A 22,191-nucleotide genomic window follows, 5' to 3' on the forward strand; every position below is an offset into this window, starting at 1 on the left:
CCAGGCGACATCCAGCCGACAGCCGGACGACATCCGGTCCGGCTACTCCCCGGTTTCGCCGTCGAGGTGCTCGCGCAGGAGGTCGGCGTGGCCGTTGTGGCGGGCGTACTCCTCGATCATGTGGGTGAGGATCCAGCGCAGCGAGAAGACCTCCTCGCCGTAGTGCCCGAGTACGTCCAACGACTCGGCGGCGGCGACGAGTTCCCGGGCGTGGTCGCACTCGCGGCGCCAGACGGTGAAGGCCTCGTCGGGGTCGGCGGTGTCGGTGTCGAACTCGGCGAAGGTGCCGTCGGGGTGCTTCCAGAAGCCGTTCCGGGCCTCGTTGTTGAGGACGTTGCGGAACCAGCTCCGCTCGACCTCGGCGAGGTGCCGGACCAGGCCGAGCAGCGAGAGCCCCGACGGCGCGAGTGCCCGGGTCCGGAGCTGCTCGGCGGTCAGCCCGGCGCACTTCATGGCGAGGGTGTCCCGCTGATAGTCCAGAAAACCGGTCAGGGTGGACCGTTCGTCGCCCGTCCGCGGGGTCTCGGTGCGCTGATCGCTCTTCATGCGCCCATTCTGCCGAAGGGGCCGGACGCCCGCCCGGTGATTTCCGAGGGCGGTGGCGTCAGCCGCCAACCGTCGTGATCCCCAGGCCGAGCAGCCGCTCCAGCCGGCCGACGGCCGCCGGGACGTCCGGTGCGACCGGTACGCCGGCCGGTACCGCCGGGCGCTCCACGATCACCACGGGCAGGCCGAGTTCGCGGGCGGCGGTCAGTTTGGGGGCGGTGGCGGCGCCACCGCTGTCCTTGGTGACCAGCACGTCGATGCGGTGCGCGCGCAGCAGCTCCCGCTCACCGTCGAGGGTGAACGGGCCCCGGTCGAGCAGGACTTCGGTGGCGGCCGGCATCGGCGGCTCCGGCGGTTCGACCGAGCGGGCCAGGAAGTGCAGGCCGTCGAGGCGGGCGAAGGCGCCGATGCCCTGGCGGCCGGTGGTCAGGAAGACGCGCCGGCCGAGGGAGGGCAGCAGCGCGGCGGCGGAGGCGAGCGAGGCCACCGGGTGCCAGCGGTCCCCGGCCACCGGTGTCCAGCCCGGGCGGCGCAGGGCCAGCAGCGGTACGCCGGTGGCGGCGGCCGCGAGGGCCGCGTTGTGCGACATGGCGGCGGCGAACGGATGGGTGGCGTCCACGAGCGCGTCCACCCGCTCGGCCCGGAGCCAGTCGGCGAGTCCGTCCGGCCCGCCGAAGCCGCCGATCCGGACCTCCCCGGCGGGCAGCCGGGGTTCGGCGACCCGGCCGGCCAGCGAGCTGGTGACCCGCAGCGCGGGGGCACCGGTCAGTGCGGAGGCCAGCGCGCGGGCCTCCGTGGTGCCGCCGAGGATCAGGACGTGTGCCATCAGGCCCCGCAGGGCTCGTGCGGGCGCTCACGGTCCGCCGAGTAGAGGTGGCTGTCGCGGAACTGCTCGGCGGCCAGCGTCCGTCCGACGATGATCACCGCCGTCCGGACCACGCCCGCCGCCTTCAGCTGCCCGGCGATGTCGGCCAGGGTGCCGCGCAGCACCAGCTCGTCGGGGCGGCTGGCCATCGCGACCACGGCGGCCGGGCAGTCGGCGCCGTAGTGCGGCAGCAGCTGCTCGACCACGTCGTCCACGTACCCGGCGGCCAGGTGCAGCACCAGCAGGGCGCCGCTGCGGCCGAGGGTGGCCAGGTCCTCGCCCTCGGGCATCGGGGTGGCGCGCTTGGCGATCCGGGTGAGGATGACGGTCTGGCCGACGGTCGGCACCGTCAGTTCCCGCTTCAGCGCGGCCGCCGCGGCGGCGAAGGCGGGCACGCCGGGCACGACCTCGTACGGGACGCCGGCCGCGTCCAGCCGGCGCATCTGCTCGGCGACGGCGCTGAAGACGGACGGGTCGCCGGAGTGCAGCCGGGCCACGTCCTGCCCGGCCTCGTGCGCGCGGACCAGCTCGGCGATGATCTGGTCCAGGTTGAGCTGCGCGGTGTCGACCAGCCGGGCGCCGGGCGGGCACTCGTCCAGCAGCTCGCGCGGCACCAGGCTGCCGGCGTAGAGGCAGACCTCGGCGCGGGCCAGGATCCGCTGGCCGCGCAGGGTGATCAGGTCGGCGGCGCCCGGGCCGGCTCCGATGAAGTGGACGGTCACGAGGAGTCTCCTAAACGGCAGAGGGCTTGGCGGCGGGCTGCGCGGGCTCACCGGCGGGCGGTACGTGCTCGACGGCCGGCCGTGCGGGCTTGACGGCGGACCACTGGGTGACGGGCATCGCCTGCCGCCAGCCGGTGAAGCCGCCCACCGGGACGGCGTGCGCGACGGAGAGCCGCAGCAACTCGCCGCCGTGGCGCCGGTACCACTCGGTGAGCAGGGCCTCGGACTCCAGCGTCACGGTGTTGGCGACCAGTCGCCCGCCCGGTGGCAGCGCCGCCCAGCAGGCGTCCAGCAGGCCGGGCGCGGTGAGCCCGCCGCCGATGAACACGGCGTCGGGGGTGGGCAGTCCGGCGAGCGCGGCGGGTGCGGGCCCGGTGACCACGCGTAGCCGGGGCACGCCGAGCGCGGCGGCGTTGCGGGCGATGCGCCCGGCCCGGACGGCGTCCCGCTCGATGCTGACGGCCTGGCAGTCACGGTGCGCGCGCAGCCACTCGACGGCGATCGAGCCGGAGCCGCCGCCGACGTCCCAGAGCAGTTCGCCGGGGGCGGGGGCCAGCGTGGCGAGGGTGGCGGCGCGGACGTGCCGCTTGGTGAGCTGGCCGTCGCTCTCGTAGGAGTCGTCGGGCAGACCGGGGACGAGGGACGTCCGGGGGCCGTCGGCCAGTTCGACGGCGATGACGTTCAGCGGGTCGCCGGCCGGGTGGGGCCAGCCGTCCGCCGGACCGTCCAGCCGCCGTTCGCCCGGTCCGCCGAGCTGCTCCAGCACGCTCAGCCGGGCGGCGCCGTGGCCGCGCGCGGTGAGCAGCCCGGCGACGGCGGCCGGGGTGGCGGCGTCGGAGCTGAGCACCAGCAGGCGGCGGCCGGGGTGGAGGGCGAGGGTGAGGGTGTCCAGGGGGCGGCCGACCAGGCTCACCACCTCGGTGGCTTCGAGCGGCCAGCCGAGCCGGGCGCAGGCGTAGGAGACGGAGGAGGGGTGCGGCAGTACACGCAGCCGTTCGGCTCCGACGGTCTCGGCGAGGGTGCGGCCGATGCCGTAGAACATCGGGTCCCCGCTGGCGAGGACGGCCACCGCGCGCGAGGCGTGCTCGGCCAGCAGCCCGGGGACGGCCGGGCGCAGCGGTGAGGGCCACGGCACCCGTTCGGCGGCCACCTCGTCGGCGGGCAGCAGGGCGAGCTGCCGGGGCCCGCCGATCACCACCTCGGCGGTCCGCAGCGCCGCCCGGGAGGTGCCGGCGAGGCCGGGCCAGCCGTCGGCCCCGATCCCGACGACGGTGATCGGGGGTGGCAGCTCGGGCACCGGGTGGCTCCTCGTCGATCCGTTTGGCGTGGTCGGGGCAGCCTACCTGGCGGTTCGCCCGCCTCTCCCGGCCAGGGTGCGGGGCTTCCCGGCCGTCGGGATACGGGCCTTTCCCGCTGGGGTGCGGGCCTTCCCGGCCGTCGGGGTGCAGGTCTTCCGGGACCGGGCTAGCGTCGTCAGGGGGGACCTCAGCACGCAACGGAGGACACCATGTCCGAGTCAGCGGTCCCGTACTCCACCAACAACGTGGGCATCCCGGTGCCGAGTGACGAGAACTCACTCACGGTGGGCCGGGACGGCCCGATTCTGCTGCACGACCACTATCTGATCGAGAAGATGGCCCAGTTCAACCGGGAGCGGGTGCCCGAGCGGGTGGTGCACGCCAAGGGAGCCGGGGCGTACGGCGTCTTCGAGACGACGGAGGACGTCAGCCGGTACACGAAGGCGACCCTGTTCCAGCCGGGCAAGCGGACCGAGATGCTGGCCCGCTTCTCGACCGTGGCCGGGGAGCAGGGCAGCCCGGACACCTGGCGCGACCCCCGCGGGTTCGCGTTGAAGTTCTACACCGAGGACGGCAACTACGACCTGGTCGGCAACAACACGCCGGTCTTCTTCGTCCGCGACACGATCAAGTTCCAGGACTTCATCCGCTCGCAGAAGCGCCGCCCCGACAACGGGCTGCGCGACCACGACATGCAGTGGGACTTCTGGACGCTGTCGCCGGAGTCCGCGCACATGGTCACCTGGCTGATGGGCGACCGCGGCATCCCGAAGTCGTACCGGCATATGAACGGCTATGGCTCGCACACCTATCTGTGGATCAACGCGAGCGGCGAGCGGCACTGGGTCAAGTACCACTTCAAGACCGACCAGGGCATCGACTTCCTCACCGCGGAGGAGGCCGACCGGCTGGCCGGCACCGACCCGGACCTGCACCGCCAGGACCTCTGGCACGCCATCGAGCACGGCAACCACCCGTCCTGGACGCTGTACGTCCAGGTCATGCCGTTCGACCAGGCGCCCGGCTACCGGTTCAACCCCTTCGACCTGACCAAGGTGTGGCCGCACGGCGACTACCCGCTGATCAAGGTCGGGACGATGACCCTGAACCGCAACCCCGAGGACTACTTCATCCACATCGAGCAGGCCGCCTTCGAGCCCTCCAACCTGGTCCCCGGCGTCAGCGTCTCGCCGGACAAGATGCTGCTCGGCCGGATCTTCTCCTACCCCGACACCCACCGCTACCGGATCGGCCCCAACTACGCCCAGCTGCCGCCGAACCGGCCGCACGTCCCGGTGCACTCGTACGCCAAGGACGGTCCGATGCGCTTCGACCCGGCGCGCACGGCCGCACCGTACGCGCCCAACTCCAAGGGCGGCCCGGCGGCGGACCCGCAGCGGTACGACGACCCGGCCGCCGGGTGGCAGAGCTCCGGCGAGATGGTGCGTGAGGCGTACTCGCTGCACGCCGAGGACGACGACTGGGGGCAGGCCGGCACGATGGTGCGCAAGGTGCTGAACGACGCGCAGCGCGACCGGCTGGTCTCGAACATCGTCGGCCACCTCAAGGACGGGGTCACCGACCCGGTGCTGGAGCGGGCGGTGCAGTACTGGCGCAATGTCGACAAGAACCTCGGCGACCGCGTCGCCGCGGGTGTCGGCAAGTCCTGACCGGCTGTTGTCGCAGTCGCAGTCGCAGTGGCTGGTGGTGGTGAGGGCGCGGGCCGCGGGCGGGCCCGCGCCCTCACCGCTGCGTCCAGTCCCCGGACGGGATGAGCGCGGGGTGGGCGCGCAGCCGGGCGGCGACGGCCGGGCCGGCCAGGTAGACCCAGGCGTCCAGGGTCTCGCCGGTCTCGGTGCGCACGGCCAGCCGGCGCCGGACGTAGTGGCCGGTGCCGTCCGCCCGGCAGCCCTCCAGAGCGTCGAGCCCGGCGAGCGCGGGGGCGTACGCGTCGGCGTGCACGGTGATCAGCTCGCCCACGATCCGCCGGCCCGGTGCCTGGTCCGGCAGGGCGTACGGGAAGCCGGGGCCGTCGTGCAGCGCGGCGCCGTCCAGGACGGCCGGCCGGATGTCCGCGCAGTGGCCGGCCAGGTGGGCGGCGTGGTTGCCACCGTCGCTGCGGAGCGTGCCGTAGACGAAGAACGGCAGGCCGGCCGACGAATCGGCGGACGAACCAGCGGGCGAACCGGTGGGCACGGGGTCGCCACCTCCTGGCTGGGGAGCGCCCACGGTACGTCGCGGTGGCCGCCTGGCGATACCCACTGGCGCGACGGGCCGCCGATGCGCTCTCATAGCGGGTGTTTCGTCAGCACCGTCAAAGGGGGACACCCATGACAGCACCCGTCTCACCCAAGTCCGCGGCGGACTCAGCCGCCCCCGGGGCCGCCCGGCTGGGCGGGGCGGTCTGGGGAGCGCTCGCCCTGGTGTACGTGGTGTGGGGGTCGACCTATCTGGCGATCCGGATCGCGCTGGAGACGATGCCCTCCTTTCTCTCCGCCTCGGCGCGCTTCCTCTGTGCCGGACTGCTGCTGGCCGTCTTCGTCCTGGTCCGCCACGGGCGGGCCGGCCTGCGGGTGAACCTGCGGCAGCTGGGCTCGTCCGCGCTGGTCGGCGGCCTGCTGCTGACCGGGGGCAACGGGCTGGTGGTGCTCGGCGAGAACTCCGTCCCGTCCGGACTGGCCGCCCTGCTGGTCGCCGCCGTCCCGCTCTGGATGGTGCTGCTGACGGCGGCGAGCGGCGACCGTCCGAAGCCCGCCGAACTGGCCGGTGTGCTGGTCGGCCTGGCCGGGCTGGCGGTGCTCTCCGCGCCCGCGATCGGCGGGGACATCGCGCCCGCCGGGGTGATCGTGGTCATCTGCGCCACGCTGGCCTGGGCGGCCGGCTCGTTCGCCGCCAAACGGATCCCGATGCCGGGCAACGTCCTCGCCGCGAGCGCGTACCAGATGCTCGCGGGCGGCCTGGGCAACCTGCTGATCGCCCTGGTCCGCGGCGAGCAGCGCGGCTTCGGCCCGGGCGCCGTCTCCGGCCGCTCCTGGCTGGCGCTCGGCTACCTGGTGGTGGCCGGTTCGCTGGTCGCCTTCACCGCGTACGCCTGGCTGCTGCGGTCCGCGCCACTGACGCTGGTCGCCACCTACGCGTACGTGAACCCGGTGGTGGCGGTGCTGCTCGGCTGGCTGATCCTGGCCGAGCCGCTGACCGGCCCCACCCTGCTGGGCGGGGCGATCGTGGTCGCGGGCGTCTGCCTGGTGGTGAGCGTCAGCCGGGCGCCGTCTCCCCGCAGGCCGTCCCGCCGGACGCCCGCCGATCCCGCCGACCGGACGCCTACCGGTCGGACGCCTGGCCGCCGGCGGTGAGCTCCACCGCCGGGTCCGGGCCGGTGGTGAGGGAGCGGGAGGAGACGATCTGCCGCAGGTGGGCGTAGGGGCTGGTCAGGTCGACCACCGGCCCCGGGTCGTAGGTGTCGCGGCCCATCGCGACGGTGCCGAAGCAGTCGTTCGCGGCCTCTCAGTCGAGTCAGTCGAACCGGATCTGCCGGACCCCCGTCCACGCCCGGCGCAGCCGGCTGCGGAGCTCGCCGTCCGTGTTGGGCGCGAGCGTCAGCCCGGCCGAGGCGGCGATGCGGTCGGCGACCCGCGCGACGGGGAGGTGGTCGGTGTGGAGGTGCTCGCCGAACGCGTCGCCGCTCAGCCGCTCCAGGCAGTGGTCCAGCTTGGCGACGGCGAAACTCTCCCGGCGCAGCGGCGCGTCCTTGCCTCCGACCAGCCGGACGGCATGCCCGAAGTTGCGCTCGCGCAGCCGCCGCAGCACCGTCTCCCGATCGGCCAGCAGGGCGAAGTGTCGTACGTCATGGCCGCGTTCGCGCAGCCGTCCGACGGTGTCGGCGAAGTACGCAGGCTCGACGACGGTCATCGGCACGATCACCGCCCCTCGGTACTCGGTCAGCGTGCGGTCCAGCACCTCGTACACGCCCTGCCGCCAGGCCGGCAGGTCCTGGAAGTCGCCCCGCAGCGGCTTCGGCAGCATCCGGTGCAGCCCGAACCCGACCTCCTCCGGGTCGCAGATCACGCTGCCGGGGAGCCGGCGCCGGAGCTCGTGCGCCGTCTGTGTCTTGCCGCCGCCGAAGGGTCCGTTGATCCACAGGAGCATGCCCGGCACCCTACGGGAGCCCGCCGGGTGGCGTCGGGGGATTCCCGGCTGTCGTCTGCGCGGGCCAATTCCTTTGATTCGGCCGGGTTCGGCGTATCCGCGCAGACGGGATAGCGTCCGCATTCCGGAACATTCGGTCCGGTCCCGGCCAGAACGAAGCTATTCGGTCATTGTCCCTATTCATGGCATGAGCATGCAGGGTGTGGGATATTCCTAGTAGCTGTTCGGTTGACTCCAAGTAACGCCATGATGCACGCGTCATGGCAAGACGTTCCCAGGGCCTCTCCGGGCAGCGGTCGCGGTCGCGGCCGACGGGGAGGTCGAACGGCACCGACAACCCTCTGGAGCCTGGAGAATGGACAACCACGGCACCACCATCGTGCTCGACACCGCACAGGTCACGCGGTTCTTCGAGCTCGGCTATCTCGTGCTCCCCGCCTTCCTGCCGTCGGATCTCGTCGCCCGACTGGAAACCGAGGTCGACCGCTGGGTCGACACCGGCCTCCGGGACCGCTCGATCGCGGCCTGCCTCGACCCGGAATCGGCCGGAGCCCCCGCCGTCCTGGAGATCGAGCTGGCCGCCCACGGCGAACTGGTCGGCCACCCGCCGCTGCTCTCGACAATCTCCCGGCTGATCGGCCCGGATTTCGTCTTCCACCACATGCACAGCAATCGCCAGGCCCCGGGATCGGCCGGCAAGGAATGGCATCACGACTACGAGCAGGGCCCGCACGCCGACCGTTCGAAAGTCATGGTCCACGCGCTGCACTATCTCGGTGGACTCGACCCGACGGTGGGCGCGCTCGCGGTACTTCCCGGCTCGCACCGGGAACTGGCGGGAAAACGCGCCAGAGCCCATCTCGGCACCGCGGAACTCCCCGGCGAGGCGGTGATCGACGACCTGCCGCCGGGCTCCACCGTGCTCCTCCACTCGGCGCTCTTCCACGCCCGCCGTCCCTCACCCGCAGGTCAGCGCCGCGAGCGGTACATGGTGGACAGCTCGTACTGTCAGTGTGGTGTCAGCTGGCCGCCGGTCAAGCCCTACTGGCGCCACCTGCTCGCCCGGGGCAGGGCACTCGGGCTGGACGGCGGCCGGTGGCCCGAGCTGTTCGCCGAGCGGCACTTCACCGAGTACGTCAGGCCGAACTGAACCGGGCCGCCCCCGAAGCGGGCCACCCCCGCATCCGAAGGGAGCCACCACGAAACCGAACCGCTGCGCCCCGACCCCGAAGGGACCCGCCCGATGAGAATCGTCTCCAGGCTCGACTTCGAGACCGTGCTGCGCCTCTACCGGCAGGAGCACCCGGCGGACCGGGTACACGAGGAGAACTCCAACAGCGACGGCGACGCCCATCTGCTCAGCGCCGAGAAGCTGTTCGGCAGCTGGGGGAAGGTCCGGCTCGACCGGGCGGAGGTGCTGGACACCGTGCTGCCGTGGCACCTCGGCGAAGGCGGCGAGCTGGAGCTGGTCTCCCCGGCCGGGCTGACCGTCGCCGAGACCGTGGCCCGACTGCGCGAGCTGGGCGACGGCTACGCCCGGTCGAACCCGTGCTGCTGGCGCAAGCTGCTCCGCCAGGCCGAGCAGCCCTTCACCCCGGTCTTCCTGAGCACCTCGGCCATCGGCAGCACCGACTACCAGGGACTGCTGCGACCGGACGGGCTCACTCATCTGGACGGACTGCACCGCATGATCGCCTGGGAGCTGTCCGGCCGGCTCGGCCCGGGCGTCGAGATCGAGGCGTACGTCGCGGGCCTGCCGGCCCCGGCCCCGGACCGGACCTCGACCCTGGCCCCGGCCCGACCGGAGTCGGCCGAGGCCGGGTACGGCGCCCGACAGGGTCCGTAGGAGACGCCCTACCCCCGGCCGACGTACGGCATGGCGCTCGGCATCACGGTGACCGAGGGGATGTTCACCCCCAGGGGCAGGGCCGCCATCGCCACCACCGTCTCCGCGACGTGCCGCACGTCCATCGTCGGCTCGACCCGGAGGCTGCCGTCGGGCTGGCGGGCGGCGGGCTGCTCCCGGCCGACGGGCGTCACATTGCCGATGTCGATCTGGCCGCAGGCGATGTCGTGGCGGCGCCCGTCCAGGGAGAGCGACTTCGTCAGCCCGGCCACCGCGTGCTTGGCGGCGGTGAAGGCGATCGAGTCGGGGCGGGGGACATGGGCCGAGGGCGCGCCGTTGTTGATGATCCGGCCGCCGCGCGGCGACTGCTCCTTCATCATCCGGTACGCGGCCTGGGCGCAGAGGAAGCTGCCGGTGGCGATGGAGCCGAGGACGCGGTTCCAGTCCTCGACGGCGACGTCCTCGGTGGGGATGTACGCCATGGTGTCGGCCGCGTTGTTGAACAGCAGGTCGATCCGGCCGAAGCGGAGCGCGACCTCGCCGAACAGCTCACGCACGGCCGCCGGGTCGGTGATGTCCGTGGGCACCGGCACCAGCCGGTCCGCGAGGGAGGGGCCGGCGAGCCGGGCGGTCTCCTCCAGCGCGTCCTTGCGGCGGCCGGCCAGGACGACCGACCAGCCGTCCGCCGCCAGTGCCAGTGCGCAGGCCCGGCCCACACCACTGCCGGCTCCGGTCACCACGGAGATCTTCGCGACCACGGAATCAACCCCTTGTACATTCCAGGTGCATGACGAGAGATCAGTTTTTGGACGGCGGCCTTCGCCGTCAAGAGCGCCCATCAGGTCAACGAAACGCCGCACCGCCGAGTGGTCCGGACCCTCCGGGCCACGGGATCCGGGCCACCGGACCGAACCACATGGACAGGAACAGCGGATGACCACTCAGCACACCTTCGACGCCACCGACCCCGGCATGCCGGCGGGTCCGCGGACCGGCACCAGCCGCGCCCTGTTCGAGCGGGCGAACAAGTCCCTGGCAGGCGGGGTGAGTTCCTCCTCGCGGATCACCTCCACCGGCCCGCATCCGTATCCCCTGTACATCGAGCGCGGCGCCGGGGCGCACATCTGGGACGCCGACGGCAACGAGTACGTGGACTTCCTGATCTCCTACGGCAGTGCCGTCCTCGGTCACGCCGACCCGGCTCTGGCCCGGGTGCTCGGCGGGGTTCTGGCCACCGGCACGATGTTCGGCACCTGCAATCTGCCGGAGATCGAACTGGCCGAGCAGATCCAGAAGATGGTCCCCTGTGCGGACCTGGTGCGCTACGCCAACTCGGGCTCGGAGGCGATCCAGGGAGCGGTCCGGGCGGCCCGCGGTTTCACCGGGCGGTCCAGGATCCTGAAGTTCGAGGGGCACTACCACGGGTGGACGGACGTGCTCGCGATCTCCAACCGGCCCACCGCCGCCGAGGTGGGCCCCTACGACGCGCCGTCGGCCCTCCCGCACTCTCCCGGCATCCCGGCGGGCGTCGTGGACGACGTGGTGGTCTGCCCGTGGAACGACCCGGCGGCGCTCCGTGCGGTACTGGACGCGCACCGGGACGAGATCGCGGCGGTGATCTGCGAGCCGATCGTCGCCAACAACGCCTGTACCATGCCGGATCCGGGCTTCCTGGAGACCCTGCGGGAGGAGTGCACCCGGCGCGGGCTCGTCCTGGTCTTCGACGAGGTCTGCACGGGCTTTCGCACCGGTCCCGGCGGCGCGCAGTCCCTGTTCGGTGTCGTCCCCGACCTGGCCGTCTACTCCAAGGCGCTGGGCGGCGGACTGCCCATCGCCGCCTTCGCCGGGCGCGCGGACATCATGGGCGAGGTCGCCGCCAACCGGGTCAAGCACGGGGGCACCTACAACGGTTCACCGCTCTGCGCCACCGCCGCCCTGGCCGCGCTCACCCGGCTCGCCGACCCGGCGGTCACCGAGCGGATCGACTCGGCCGGCCGGCGCATCATGGAGGCGGTCCGCCGGGCCGCGCACGACCACCGCGTCCCGTGCGCGGTGCAGGGCGTCGGCGCGATGTTCCAGGTGGTGTTCACCGCCGACGGCTCGCCGACCCGGCAGTACCGCGACACCCTCGCGCTGGACCAGCGGCGCTACGACGCCTTCCGGCACGCCCTGTTGGTGCGCGGTATCCACGTCAACGCGTACGGGCTGGCCTGCTGGTTCGTCTCGGCCGCGGTGACCGACGAGGACGTCGAGGCCACCTGCGCGGCGATCGACGAGGCGTTCGCGACGATCCGCTGAGACCTGGCCGGCCCCCGCTCGTCCGCCCGGCACGGCCCGCGGACGCCCGGGACTACCCGGGGAACGGGGGCCGGCCCGCCCACCAGTTGCCGGGGGCCTGCGGGTCGCGGCCGGACCAGTACTCGATGATGCCGTCGGTGAACTCCGCCGCCGACAGGCTCCCGTCGCCGTCCCGGTCGAGCCGGCGGAACGCCTCGTCCGCGTCCTGGCGGTCGAGGCCGGGGAAGTGGCCGCGCTGGAAGAGGAAGAACTCGTCCGCGTCGACCGTGCCGCTGCCGTCGGTGTCGGCGATCGCGAGGAAGGCCTCGGCCAGCGCTCCGAGGCTCGCCCGCGCGGCGGCGGGGTCGTCGGCGAGCGTCCGGGTCGACTCGATGAACTGCGTCCGGGTGATGGCGGTCGTCCCCGCCGGCAGCTGCGCGAGGTGCAGGTCGTGCCAGATCGAGAGGTACGCGGCGACGATTCGCTGTTCGGCCTCCGACCTCTCCGGATACCCGAGCGACAGTGCCACGGACCGGCCCATCAGGATGTGGTCGTGCGCCGTCAACTGTCCGTCGCCGTCCGCGTCGAGATGGTCGAACCCGTGGCCGATCTTCGCGATGAGCAGTTCCTCGGACAACGTTCCCCCTTGCCTGCGGTAACACGACGCCTGCACGCTAACCCCTCCGGCGGGACGGGCGCAGCCGAACATCCGGCCCCGGGGCGCCGGGGAACCGCCGCTGACCGGCGCGGAGGCAGGCCCGGTTCCCCGCCGAATACCCCTGAAAGGATGAATGTCGAACACCTCCACCGCCGGTGGGGCGTTCACCCTTCAACGCATCCGGGAGCGGCCGCTCGGCACGGCGAGCGGCTGGCTCGACATCGCGTTCGAGCGGCGGGCGCCTTTCCGGACGGGAGGCCTCTTTCGTGTTCAAGTAGGAGTCGTGTCAAGCGCGCTGATGGTCAATCAACAGTTGGCGCCCTGGTACGTTCAGGAAACCTGTGCCAGATGTCCCATTACGGAAGAGGCCATGACCAGCGAGCCATATGTCCCGCCCAGGTTCCCGATCTCGATCAAGGGTGTTGTGCTCGACGACGAGGGGCGCGTCCTCCTGCTGAAGAACGAGCGGGCCGAGTGGGAACTGCCCGGCGGAAAAATGGAGTCCGGCGAGGCGGCACCGGACCGCGTCGCCCAGGAGATCCTCGAAGGGAGCGGGTGGCGGGCCGAGGCCGGCCCGGTCCTCGACGTGTGCACCTACCAACCCCTGCCCGGGCGCTACGTTTTCATCGTGACGTACGGATGCCATCGGCTCGACGGCGCCAGTGCCCCGCCGGTCGTCAGCGGCGAGCGCAGGGAGGCCAGGCTCTTCCGGCGGGACGAAGTGCCGAGCCTGGTCATGTCGGACGGCTACAAGGCGAGCATCGAGCGGTGGTACGAGCACTCCGACCGAAGGTGACGCGGGGATCCCGGTACCGTCCGCGCCCTGGTGTGGCCCCGCCCCGGGTCGGGGCCACGGAGGAGTCGGCGGCCGCCCCGGAGCGGGAGCGCGCTACGCGCTAGGCCTGGTGGTCCGCCCAGATGTACGCCTCGGGGAGCAGGTCGAGGACGGGGACGGTGCGCAGCGCGTCGTTCGGGCCGACGATGACGTTGATGGTGGGGAAGTAGTCGAGCAGCACCTGGCGGCAGCGCCCGCACGGGGAGATGACGCCCCGCTCCCCGTCGGCGACGGCGACGATCTCCGTCAGGTCGTACGCGCCCTGGGCCGCCGCCGCTCCGATGAGGACGAGTTCGGCGCAGGGGCCGCCGGTGAAGTGGTAGGCGTTCAGGGCGGTGACGATCCGGCCGTCGGCGTTGCGGGCGGCAGCCGCGACGGTGTGGTTGTCGGCCCGGGCGTAGGACCGGACCACCTGGGTGGCGGCGTCGACGAGTTCGTGGTCGGGGGCGGTCATGGCGGTCGGCTCTCCTCGGCGGTCGGGGGTGCGGCGGGATACGAGCATGACCCTTCAGCCCTTTGACGTGCCAACGATTAACGCCGGTGCCACCTTCGTTCTGCGTCCGTGACGGTTCGCCGGCCTCGGTCTGGTGGAGGAGGTGTCCGCGGACGCCTGCATTCCGCTGCCGGCCACCGACCCGCTGCCGTAGGCGTGGCTCAGCCCGCGTTCCGCAGTGCCGCCTGGGCGAGCCGTTCCGCCAGTTCGCCGAAGGCGGCGCCCAGTTCCTCGTCGGCGACGCCGGTCGCGTAGCCCTGGAAGGCCAGCGCCGCCTGGGCCTGGACGGCGGGGGTGGCGTAACCGGGGTCGATCGGGTAAGGCGCGTCGGGCTGCCAGGGGAGCGGCCAGTACTTGGGCCAGGGGATCGCCCGCTCGGGCGGGGTGGGGCACCAGTCGTCCCCGGCCTCGGTGAGGATGGCACGGGCGTTGCCGCCCGAAAGCCGGGCGGTGATGGCGGCGTTGGCCACCGCGCCGACGGTGGCGGCGACGGCGAACCGCAGCTCGGTCGCGCCGGGCGGGATCGGTTGCGGGTTGAGCGCCGGCTGGTGGTGTCCGGCCGGGTGGACGTGCCAGGTGGGGCCGAGGACGGGCAGGTGCGGGCGGATGCCGTCCAGGGCCTCCGGGTGGAGGCGGCCCAACAGCTGGATCAGGGTGGCGGATTGGCTGACGAGGGTCATCGGGAACCCCTTCCTTCCGGACGGACGACCACCCCGGAGGAGTGATCACTGCCGGTAGCCGATCGTAGGCGCAGCGGATCGGGGAAGGGGTGGCGACACACCCTCAGTGCGCGGCGGCCAGCAGCTCCCTGGTGTAGTCGGTGTGCGGGGCGGTGAACAGCTGGTCGCGGTCGGTGCTCTCGACCAGGCGGCCGCCGTGCATCACGGCCACCCGGTCGCAGAAGTGCCGGACCACGGCGAGGTCGTGGGAGACGAACAGGAAGGCGACGTCGAGGCGTTCGCGCAGCTCCATCAGTAGGTTGAGCACCTGGGCCTGCACCGAGACGTCCAGTGCGGAGACCGGCTCGTCGGCGATGATCAGGCGCGGCTCGGGGGCGAGCGCGCGGGCGATGCCGATCCGCTGGCGCTGGCCGCCGGAGAACTCGTGCGGGTAGCGGTCCAGATGGGCGGCCGGCAGGCCGACCTGCTCCAGCAGTTCGGCGGACCGCTCGCGGCGCTCGGGCGCGGACAGGGCGGTGTGCAGACGCAGTGGGGTGTCGAGGGTCTGGGCGACGGTGCGGCGCGGGTTGAGCGAGGCGTACGGGTCCTGGAAGACCAGCTGGATCTCCCGGCTGAGGCGCCGGCGCAGCGCCCGTTCGGGGGTGGTGGCGTCCACGCCGTCGTACCGCACCCGCCCGCCGGTGGGGTGCTGCAGTCCGGCCAGGACGCGGGAGGTGGTGGACTTGCCGGAGCCGGACTCGCCGACCAGGCCGACCGTCTCGCCGGGGGCGATCCGCAGGCTGACGCCCTCCACGGCCCGGACGGGCTCACCCGGGCGGATGCCGGGGAAGCGGCGGCGGCCGGGGAAGTGGACGCTGAGGTCCTCCACCTCGACCAGCCAGCGACCCGTTCCCGTCGGCCCTGCCGGCCCCACCGCCCCGGCAGGCCGCCGACCGGCGAACGAGAACGACGGTGACGGACCGTCAACCGTCGGCAGCGGCGTGCCCGGTACCGTCTCCAGCGTGAGCGCCGCGCCGACCAGGGCGCGGGTGTACGGCTGCCGCGGGGCGGCCAGCAGTTCGGCGGTCGGCGCGGACTCCACCTGCTCGCCGCCGCGCAGCACCAGCGTGCGGTCGGTGGTGCCCGCCACCACGCCCAGGTCGTGGCTGACCAGCAGCACGGCCGTGCCGTGCTCGCGCTGCAACTCGCCCAGCAGGTCGAGGACCTGCCGTTGGACCCGGGCGTCCAGCGCGGTGGTCGGCTCGTCGGCGATCAGCACGTCCGGGTCGTTCATCAGGGCCATCGCGATCATCACGCGCTGGCGCATGCCGCCGGAGAACTGGTGCGGGTAGTCGCGGGCCCGGCCGGCCGGGATGCCGACTCGGTCGAGCATCGCGGCCGCCCGCCGCCGGGCCTCGGCGCGGTCGGCGCCGGGGTGGTGCAGCCGGTACATCTCGGCGAGTTGGGCGCCGACGCCGTGGAACGGGCTGAGCGAGGTGAGCGCGTCCTGGAAGACCAGTGCCGCCCGGCCGCCCCGTACGCCGCGCAGGACGGACTCGTCGGCGTCCACCAACTCGGTGCCGCCCAGCCGGACGGAGCCGGTGACGGTGGTGGTGCGCGGGTCGTGCAGGCCGAGCACGGCGAGCCCGGTCGCGGACTTGCCGGAGCCGGACTCGCCCACCAGGCCCAGGACTTCACCCCGGGCGAGGTCGAAGGAGAGCCCGCGGACGGCATGCACGGGGGCGCCGCCGCGCGGATCGGCGAAGGTGACGGACAGGTCGCGGACGCTGAGCACCGGGTCGGGGGAGGAAGGGGCGTTCACGGTCGGGGACTCCACAACGTATGGGCGGGTCAGCTGAGGCGGATGCGGGGGTCGAGCCAGGCCACCACCAGGTCGGCCAGCGCGACGAACAGCACCACGAAGCAGGCGGCCAGCAGGACGGCGCCGACCACGGCGGGCAGGTCCTGCCCGGAGACGGCCTCCGCCGCGAAGGTGCCGACGCCGTTCAGGCCGAACACCGTCTCGGTGATCACCGCACCGCCCAGCAGCGCGCCGGCCTCCAGACCGAGCAACTGCACCAGCGGTCCGGCGGCGCCGCGCGAGGTGTACTTGAGGTGGGCGCGCAGCCGGCCGAGGCCCTTGCCGCGCGCGGTGCGGACGTACTCCTCGTTCATCGTCTCCAGCAGCTGGGAGCGGGAGAGCCGGGCGAACACGGCGGAGTTGACGAAGCCGAGGACCAGCCAGGGCAGCAGCATCCCGCCCGCCCAGGCGGCCAGGTCCTTCGCCGGCGGGGTGTAGGAGGGCAGTGGCAGCAGGCCGGTCGAGTAGACCAGCGCCCACTGGGCGACGTACCCGAGGAAGTAGATCTGCACGCTCGCGCCGACCAGGGTGAAGCCGGAGAGCAGCCGGTCGGTGCGGGTGCCGTGGCGCAGCGCGGAGACGAAGCCGGTGCCGAGACCGAGCACCATCAGGACGACGAGTGCGCCGGCGGTGAGCGAGAAGGTGACCGGCAGGTGGTCGGCCAGCGCCTCGGTGACGGGCTGGTGGAGCCGGTAGGAGTAGCCGAGGCACGGCGCGTCGCAGTGGATGACGGAGCCGTCGACGTCGCTGATGTCCCGTCCGGCGACCACCCCGGCCAGGTAGTCGGTGTACTGGGTCAGCAGCGGCTGGTCCAGTCCCATGCTCTGGCGGACCGCCGCGACCTGGCCGGTGTCGCAGCGCGGGCCGCAGGCGGCGCGGGCCGGGTCGGCGGGGGCGGCGTAGAAGAGGGCGAAGGCGGCGGCGGAGACCGCGACCAGCACGGCGAGGGCCTGGAGGGTCCGCCGCAGGGCGAAGGAGAGCATGGCCGGTCCGGGGTCGAGGAGGAGGGAAACAGAGGGGGCAGGGGAGACGACGGAGACAGGGAGCGGGGAGGGGCCCCGCCCCGGCCCCCGCGCGGACGGCGGGGGCCGGGGCGGGCGAGGCTCAGGACTTCAGGTAGAGCCAGGCCAGGCTGACCGACCCGTAGATCGGGTGGATGAACGCCCCGCCGATGTTGCTGCCGCGCAGCTGGTTCATGTTGGGGTAGGCGAAGGGCAGCACCGGCAGGTCCTTCATCACGGTCTGCTCCAGCGCGTACAGCTCCTTGGCCTTCTGCCGGGGCTCGCCGATCTGGTTGATCCGGTCGATCTCCTTGTCCACCTCGGCGTTGTGGTACCGGGCGGCGTTGAGGTCGCTGTTGGCGCGGCCGTCGAAGGAGAACGGGATCAGCGTGGACGGGGTCGGCCAGTCCACCGAACTGGTCTCCTCGAACAGGTCGTACGGGGAGTCGGCGCGGTGTGCCTCGTCCAGCAGGGCCTTCGGGTCGACCGGCTTGGGCACGATGGTGATGCCGGCCTTGCCGAAGCCCTCGACCAGCACCTGGGCGACCCGCTGCCCGGTGGGCGTGTTGGCGTACGCGTAGGTCAGGCCGGCCGGCGGCTGCTTGGCCTCGGAGAGGGCCTGCTTGGCGGCCTCCGGGTCGCCCTCCGGCTTGGCCGGGTACAGGTCGTAGGTCTGCCAGTCGACCAGCGCGGGCGAGCTGAGCGTGCTGGCCAGCTCGCCGATCCGGGTGCCGCCCTGGACCTGGCGGGCCTGCTGGCGAGGGTAGGCGAGGTGGAGGGCCTTGCGGACCGCGACGTCCGGCACCCGCTCGTTGTTGATCATCAGCTGGGTGACGAAGGCGCCCTGGCGGCCGGAGACGACCAGTTCCTTCGCCTTCGGGTCGGTGTCGACGGTCTGGTACAGCTCGGGGGAGAGCTGGGTGGCGACCGTGGTGGCGTCGGCGCCGCCGTCGCGGCCGGAGAGGATCTCCTGGTTGAGGTTGAGCGCCTCCTTGCCGAAGGTGAAGACGAACTTCTCCGGGTACTGGTTGCGGATCGGGTCGGTCTCCGCCTTCCAGTGCGGGTTGCGCTCCAGCACCAGCCGGGTGTTCTGGACGTGCTCGGCGATCCGGTACGGGCCGCTGGCGAACGGCAGCCGGTCGTAGTCCGTACCGGTGTCCTTGTCCTTGCGCACCGGCGAGGAGGAGGACTGCGCGGCCATGTACGGGACGTCGGCCTGCGGCTGCGGGAAGTGGAAGACGACGGTGCGCTCGTCCGGGGTCTCGATCGCGGCGAGGTCGCCGTCCTGCGGGCCGGAGTACTTCTTGCGGGCGTCCTCGTAGCTGGCCTCGCCGGTCAGCCACTGCGGCCAGTACGGCGGGCCGACCTCGTAGCCCTTGCCGAAGCTGCGCTCGATGCCGTACCTGACCTGCTGGGAGGTGATCGGCTGGCCGTCCTCCCAGGCCAGGCCCTCCTTGAGCTTGTACGTCCAGGTGCGGCCGCCGTCGGCGGAGGTGCCGGTGTCGGTGGCGAGGTCGCCGACCAGCCTGGCCTTGCCGTCCACCACCTGGTACTGGGTCAGCTGGCGGCCCCAGAGCAGCGAGGTGTTGTAGGTGGCGCCCGCGTACACCTTCTGCGGGTCGAGGTGGCGGAAGTCGGTGGTGTTGTAGACGTTCACCGTGCCGCCCTGGCGGGCACCGAGGACGGCGGGGGCCGGGCCGGCGCTCTCCTTCTCGGTGCCGAGCGCGGCGGTCAGCGGGGAGGTGTCCTTGGCGGCCGGACCGCCGGCGGCGGCACCGGAGCCCGCGCCCGCCCCGGCCGAGCAGGAGGTCGCCAGCAGCGCGGTGGCGACGACGGCGAGGGACGGTTTGATCCAGCGCATGGCGAATCTCTCCTTGCCCCGGTGGCCGGGGCTGGTAGGTGACATGAGGAGCGGCGGGAAGAAGAAGACGGAGAAGGCCGGCGGGCCGGGTCTCAGCGGGCGGCGCGCGGATCCAGGGTGTCCCGGACGGCGTCCCCGAGCAGGTTGAAGGCCAGCACGAAGAGCAGCAGCGCCATGCCCGGGAAGAACATGTAGGTCGGGTCGGCCTGGAAGACCTCGGAGCCGCGGGCGATCATCCGGCCCCAGTCCGGGATCGGCTCGGTGATGCCGACACCGAGGAACGAGAGCACCGCCTCGGAGGCGACGAAGGTCGGCACCGCCATCGTGGCGTGCACCAGAAGCTGCGCCCGGACATTCGGCAGGAGTTCGCGGACGACGATATGGAATCCGCCGGCGCCGAGCGCCCGGGCGGACTGCACGAAATCCCTTTCCCGAAGCGACCGGACGGAGGCGCGCAGGGAAAGCGCGAGCGGAATCCAGCCGAACGCGGAGAAGACCAGGATCAGCACCAGGAACTGCATCCACTCCGGTTCCGCGGTGCCGGGATCGACCAGCCGGGACTGGATGATCGGGCTGAGCGCGAGCAGCAGGAGCAGGGTGGGGAAGGCCAGCAGCACATGGGAGAGGAAGCCGAAGAGCCGGTCGGTGACCCCGCCCAGGTAGCCCACGGCGACGCCGACCAGCACCCCGAGGGTGGTGGTGATGACCGCCGAGGCGAAGGCGATCAGCAGCGAGGTGCGGATGCCGTACAGCAGCTGGGTGAACACGTCCCGGCCGAGGCCCGGCTCCAGGCCGAACCAGAAGTCGCCGGAGATACCGCCGTTGGGCAGCATCGGCAGCCCGCCGTCGCTGAGCAGGCCGGGCGTGTTCTGGCCGTAGTGCTCGACCGGGTTCTTGCCGTACAGGGCGGCGATCAGCGGCGCGGCGAGCGCGAGCAGCAGGAAGAGCAGGACGACGGCGAGGGCGGCGGCGCCGACCCGGTCGCGGCGGATCCGGCGCAGCGCGGCGCGCAGCGGGCGGTCCTGCGGAGCGGGGGGCCGGGCCCGCGGCGCGTCCGGGGCGCCCGGAGCGTCGGGCGTGCCTGCGACTGTCTCGACCACTGCCATGAGAGGCGTACTCCCCGAATTCTCCGCCGCCCCGTGGGTGAGGGTGCGCTGGTGTGCATTTCCGGACCGGCCTGCGGGGGTTTCCCGGCGGCCTGCCGAACGCCATCAGATCGGACACCACCGGACTTCCGCAAATCATTCCCGGCGGAACTCCGGGGCAATGTTTCGGGAATTGTGACGGCTTCATTCCGCTGCAATACTGCCGTTGCACTAGAACGCCCGTAAGGGGGCAAACCGGGCGATGCGCAGGGTGTCGTCCCGCATTCTGAGATCTCCGCCACACCCGCTGGGGCGTTGATACGATCCCAGGGAGCCGCGACTGGCGCGCACGGATGGAATCGACCATCGGGAAGCGGCTCCGTGCCGACGCACGTCAGTTGCCGAGCGCCTGGGCCGTCCGTACTCGTCCGCCTGCCACGAGGAGACCGCCTTGGCCACCCCTGCCACCCCCGCGACGCCGCACACCACCGCGAGCGCCGCCGCCAACACCGCGTTCCGCGGCGCCCTCGACGTCGTCCGCGACGTGGAGCCGCGGATCGCCGCCGCGATCGGCCAGGAGATCGAGGACCAGCGCGCCTCGCTCAAGCTGATCGCCAGCGAGAACTACGCCTCCCCGGCCGTCCTGCTCGCCATGGGCAACTGGCTCAGCGACAAGTACGCCGAGGGCACCGCCGGCCGCCGCTTCTACGCCGGCTGCCGCAACGTCGACACCGTCGAGACGATCGCCGCCGAGCACGCCCGCGCGCTCTTCGGCGCCGACCACGCCTACGTCCAGCCGCACTCCGGCATCGACGCCAACCTGACCGCCTTCTGGGCGGTGCTCTCCCAGCGGGTCGAGAGCCCGGCCCTCCGGCGGGCCGACGTCCGCAACGTCAACGACCTCACCGAGCAGGACTGGGCCGAACTCCGCCACGAGCTCGGCAACCAGCGGATGCTCGGCATGTCCCTGGACACCGGCGGCCACCTCACCCACGGCTTCCGCCCCAACATCTCGGGCAAGATGTTCGAGCAGCGCAGCTACGGCACCGACCCGGCCACCGGCCTGATCGACTACGACGCGCTGCGCGCCACCGCCCGGGAGTTCCGCCCGCTGATCCTGGTGGCCGGCTACTCGGCGTACCCGCGGCTGGTGAACTTCCGGACGATGCGCGAGATCGCGGACGAGGTCGGCGCGACCCTGATGGTCGACATGGCGCACTTCGCCGGGCTGGTCGCCGGCAAGGTGCTCACCGGTGACTTCGACCCCGTCCCGCACGCCCACATCGTCACCACCACCACCCACAAGTCGCTGCGCGGCCCGCGCGGCGGCATGGTGCTCTGCACCTCCGAGCTGGCCGAGCACGTCGACCGCGGCTGCCCGCTGGTGCTCGGCGGCCCGCTGTCGCACGTGATGGCCGCCAAGGCGGTCGCCTTCGCCGAGGCCCGCCGCCCGGAGTTCCAGCTGTACGCCCGCCGGGTGGTGGACAACGCCCACGCCCTCGCCGAGGGCCTGCTGCGCCGTGGCGGCAAGCTGGTCACCGGCGGCACCGACAACCACCTCGTCCTCGCGGACGTCTCCGGCTACGGCCTGACGGGCCGTCAGGCCGAGGCGGCGCTGCTGGACTCGGGCATCGTCACCAACCGCAACTCCGTCCCGCAGGACCCGAACGGCGCCTGGTACACCTCGGGCGTCCGGCTCGGCACACCCGCGCTCACCACCCGGGGTCTGGGCGTCGCCGAGATGGACGAGATCGCCGGCCTGATCGACACCGTGCTGCGCGGCACCACCCCGGCCGTCGGCCGCACCGGCGCCTCCTCCAAGGCCCAGTACACCCTGGACGAGTCGCTGCGCGACGGCGTCGCCAAGCGCGCCGCCGATCTGCTCGCCGGCTTCCCGCTCTATCCGGGCGTCGACCTGTCCTGATGGGCGCGCGGGGGTGCGGGGCCGGGCCGGGCCCCCCCCCACAAACAGCGCCCCAAAAAAAAAGAAAAAATAAAAAGGATAAACACACCACCCCAAACCCCCCACACCACACCA

General features: G+C 72.6%; 22 protein-coding genes and 1 riboswitch. Of the genes, 7 read left to right on the plus strand and 15 right to left on the minus strand.

Annotation, left to right across the window (positions count from 1 at the left end):
* Positions 1-42 precede the first annotated feature (42 nt).
* Genes AB0P06_RS10225 through cbiE form a run of 4 tightly spaced genes read right to left on the minus strand, consistent with a single transcriptional unit; the run spans position 43 to position 3,430 of the window.
* Positions 43-546 carry a DinB family protein gene (locus AB0P06_RS10225; RefSeq protein WP_363606558.1) on the minus strand — a complete coding sequence of 168 codons (504 nt, stop codon included), beginning with the start codon at positions 544-546 and terminating at the stop codon, positions 43-45.
* 58 nt (positions 547-604) lie between these two features.
* Complete coding sequence (locus AB0P06_RS10230; protein ID WP_363606560.1) at positions 605-1,372, minus strand: cobalt-precorrin-6A reductase; 768 nt, start codon at positions 1,370-1,372, stop codon at positions 605-607.
* On the minus strand, positions 1,372-2,133 hold the full coding sequence (gene cobM, locus AB0P06_RS10235; RefSeq protein ID WP_363606561.1) for a precorrin-4 C(11)-methyltransferase: 762 nt from the start codon (positions 2,131-2,133) through the stop codon (positions 1,372-1,374). The genes AB0P06_RS10230 and cobM overlap by 1 nt, the downstream gene beginning before the upstream one ends.
* Before the next feature lie 10 nt (positions 2,134-2,143).
* Positions 2,144-3,430: a precorrin-6y C5,15-methyltransferase (decarboxylating) subunit CbiE gene (gene cbiE / locus AB0P06_RS10240; protein ID WP_363606563.1), complete on the minus strand. Its 1,287-nt coding sequence runs from the start codon at positions 3,428-3,430 to the stop codon at positions 2,144-2,146.
* Positions 3,431-3,640: 210 nt separating this feature from the next.
* On the opposite strand from cbiE, the gene AB0P06_RS10245 reads away from it, so the two are divergent.
* Complete coding sequence (locus AB0P06_RS10245) at positions 3,641-5,101, plus strand: catalase (protein WP_363606564.1); 1,461 nt, start codon at positions 3,641-3,643, stop codon at positions 5,099-5,101.
* Between the two features lie 73 nt (positions 5,102-5,174).
* Here the strand turns inward: AB0P06_RS10245 and AB0P06_RS10250 are convergent, their stop codons facing one another.
* Positions 5,175-5,627, minus strand: a complete 453-nt coding sequence (locus tag AB0P06_RS10250; RefSeq protein WP_363606566.1) for a gamma-glutamylcyclotransferase family protein — start codon at positions 5,625-5,627, stop codon at positions 5,175-5,177.
* A gap of 134 nt (positions 5,628-5,761) precedes the next feature.
* Between AB0P06_RS10250 and AB0P06_RS10255 the strand changes: the two genes are divergently transcribed.
* The gene (locus tag AB0P06_RS10255; protein WP_363606567.1) at positions 5,762-6,784 is read left to right on the plus strand and encodes an EamA family transporter; all 1,023 of its coding nucleotides are present in this window, start codon (positions 5,762-5,764) and stop codon (positions 6,782-6,784) included.
* Here AB0P06_RS10255 and AB0P06_RS10260 read toward each other — a convergent pair.
* Both AB0P06_RS10260 and AB0P06_RS10265 read right to left on the minus strand, forming a co-directional pair.
* Positions 6,753-6,902: a hypothetical protein gene (locus AB0P06_RS10260; protein ID WP_363606569.1), complete on the minus strand. Its 150-nt coding sequence runs from the start codon at positions 6,900-6,902 to the stop codon at positions 6,753-6,755. The two genes, AB0P06_RS10255 and AB0P06_RS10260, sit on opposite strands and share 32 nt — an antisense overlap.
* A 42-nt stretch (positions 6,903-6,944) precedes the next feature.
* A complete protein-coding gene (locus AB0P06_RS10265; protein ID WP_363606570.1) occupies positions 6,945-7,577 on the minus strand; it encodes an AAA family ATPase in 633 nt (210 codons plus the stop codon).
* A gap of 355 nt (positions 7,578-7,932) precedes the next feature.
* Between AB0P06_RS10265 and AB0P06_RS10270 the strand changes: the two genes are divergently transcribed.
* Together AB0P06_RS10270 and AB0P06_RS10275 are read left to right on the plus strand one after the other, a co-directional pair.
* Positions 7,933-8,727 carry a phytanoyl-CoA dioxygenase family protein gene (locus tag AB0P06_RS10270; protein ID WP_363606571.1) on the plus strand — a complete coding sequence of 265 codons (795 nt, stop codon included), beginning with the start codon at positions 7,933-7,935 and terminating at the stop codon, positions 8,725-8,727.
* Between the two features lie 93 nt (positions 8,728-8,820).
* A complete protein-coding gene (locus AB0P06_RS10275) occupies positions 8,821-9,423 on the plus strand; it encodes a DUF6309 family protein (protein WP_363606572.1) in 603 nt (200 codons plus the stop codon).
* A gap of 8 nt (positions 9,424-9,431) precedes the next feature.
* On the opposite strand, the gene AB0P06_RS10280 is transcribed toward AB0P06_RS10275, so the two are convergent.
* Positions 9,432-10,181 (minus strand): SDR family oxidoreductase, encoded by a 750-nt coding sequence (locus AB0P06_RS10280; protein WP_363606573.1) that lies wholly within the window; start codon positions 10,179-10,181, stop codon positions 9,432-9,434.
* Between the two features lie 175 nt (positions 10,182-10,356).
* Here AB0P06_RS10280 and AB0P06_RS10285 point away from each other — a divergent pair, with 175 nt between their 5' ends.
* Positions 10,357-11,721, plus strand: coding sequence for an aspartate aminotransferase family protein (locus AB0P06_RS10285; protein ID WP_363606574.1), 1,365 nt, complete (start codon positions 10,357-10,359; stop codon positions 11,719-11,721).
* A gap of 52 nt (positions 11,722-11,773) precedes the next feature.
* Here the strand turns inward: AB0P06_RS10285 and AB0P06_RS10290 are convergent, their stop codons facing one another.
* A complete protein-coding gene (locus AB0P06_RS10290) occupies positions 11,774-12,337 on the minus strand; it encodes an EF-hand domain-containing protein (RefSeq protein ID WP_363606576.1) in 564 nt (187 codons plus the stop codon).
* Between the two features lie 154 nt (positions 12,338-12,491).
* On the opposite strand from AB0P06_RS10290, the gene AB0P06_RS10295 reads away from it, so the two are divergent.
* The gene (locus AB0P06_RS10295; protein WP_363606577.1) at positions 12,492-13,154 is read left to right on the plus strand and encodes an NUDIX domain-containing protein; all 663 of its coding nucleotides are present in this window, start codon (positions 12,492-12,494) and stop codon (positions 13,152-13,154) included.
* 100 nt (positions 13,155-13,254) lie between these two features.
* Here the strand turns inward: AB0P06_RS10295 and AB0P06_RS10300 are convergent, their stop codons facing one another.
* The 6 genes from AB0P06_RS10300 to AB0P06_RS10325 form a co-directional block, all read right to left on the minus strand.
* Positions 13,255-13,647: a cytidine deaminase gene (locus AB0P06_RS10300; RefSeq protein WP_363606579.1), complete on the minus strand. Its 393-nt coding sequence runs from the start codon at positions 13,645-13,647 to the stop codon at positions 13,255-13,257.
* A gap of 200 nt (positions 13,648-13,847) precedes the next feature.
* Positions 13,848-14,366, minus strand: a complete 519-nt coding sequence (locus AB0P06_RS10305) for a hypothetical protein (RefSeq protein WP_363606580.1) — start codon at positions 14,364-14,366, stop codon at positions 13,848-13,850.
* A gap of 103 nt (positions 14,367-14,469) precedes the next feature.
* Positions 14,470-16,167: an ABC transporter ATP-binding protein gene (locus AB0P06_RS10310; RefSeq protein WP_363606581.1), complete on the minus strand. Its 1,698-nt coding sequence runs from the start codon at positions 16,165-16,167 to the stop codon at positions 14,470-14,472.
* 29 nt (positions 16,168-16,196) lie between these two features.
* A complete protein-coding gene (locus AB0P06_RS10315; protein WP_363606582.1) occupies positions 16,197-17,189 on the minus strand; it encodes an ABC transporter permease in 993 nt (330 codons plus the stop codon).
* Between the two features lie 121 nt (positions 17,190-17,310).
* The gene (locus AB0P06_RS10320) at positions 17,311-19,068 is read right to left on the minus strand and encodes an ABC transporter substrate-binding protein (RefSeq protein ID WP_363606583.1); all 1,758 of its coding nucleotides are present in this window, start codon (positions 19,066-19,068) and stop codon (positions 17,311-17,313) included.
* Between the two features lie 92 nt (positions 19,069-19,160).
* Positions 19,161-20,174, minus strand: a complete 1,014-nt coding sequence (locus AB0P06_RS10325) for an ABC transporter permease (RefSeq protein WP_363606584.1) — start codon at positions 20,172-20,174, stop codon at positions 19,161-19,163.
* Between the two features lie 305 nt (positions 20,175-20,479).
* Positions 20,480-20,575, plus strand: a riboswitch (ZMP/ZTP riboswitch).
* Between the two features lie 29 nt (positions 20,576-20,604).
* Between AB0P06_RS10325 and AB0P06_RS10330 the strand changes: the two genes are divergently transcribed.
* On the plus strand, positions 20,605-22,077 hold the full coding sequence (locus AB0P06_RS10330; RefSeq protein ID WP_363606585.1) for a glycine hydroxymethyltransferase: 1,473 nt from the start codon (positions 20,605-20,607) through the stop codon (positions 22,075-22,077).
* The last annotated feature ends 114 nt before the right edge of the window (positions 22,078-22,191 follow it).

It is taken from the genome of Kitasatospora sp. NPDC088351 (assembly GCF_040685575.1).
In the GTDB taxonomy this organism is placed as follows: Bacteria; Actinomycetota; Actinomycetes; order Streptomycetales; family Streptomycetaceae; genus Kitasatospora.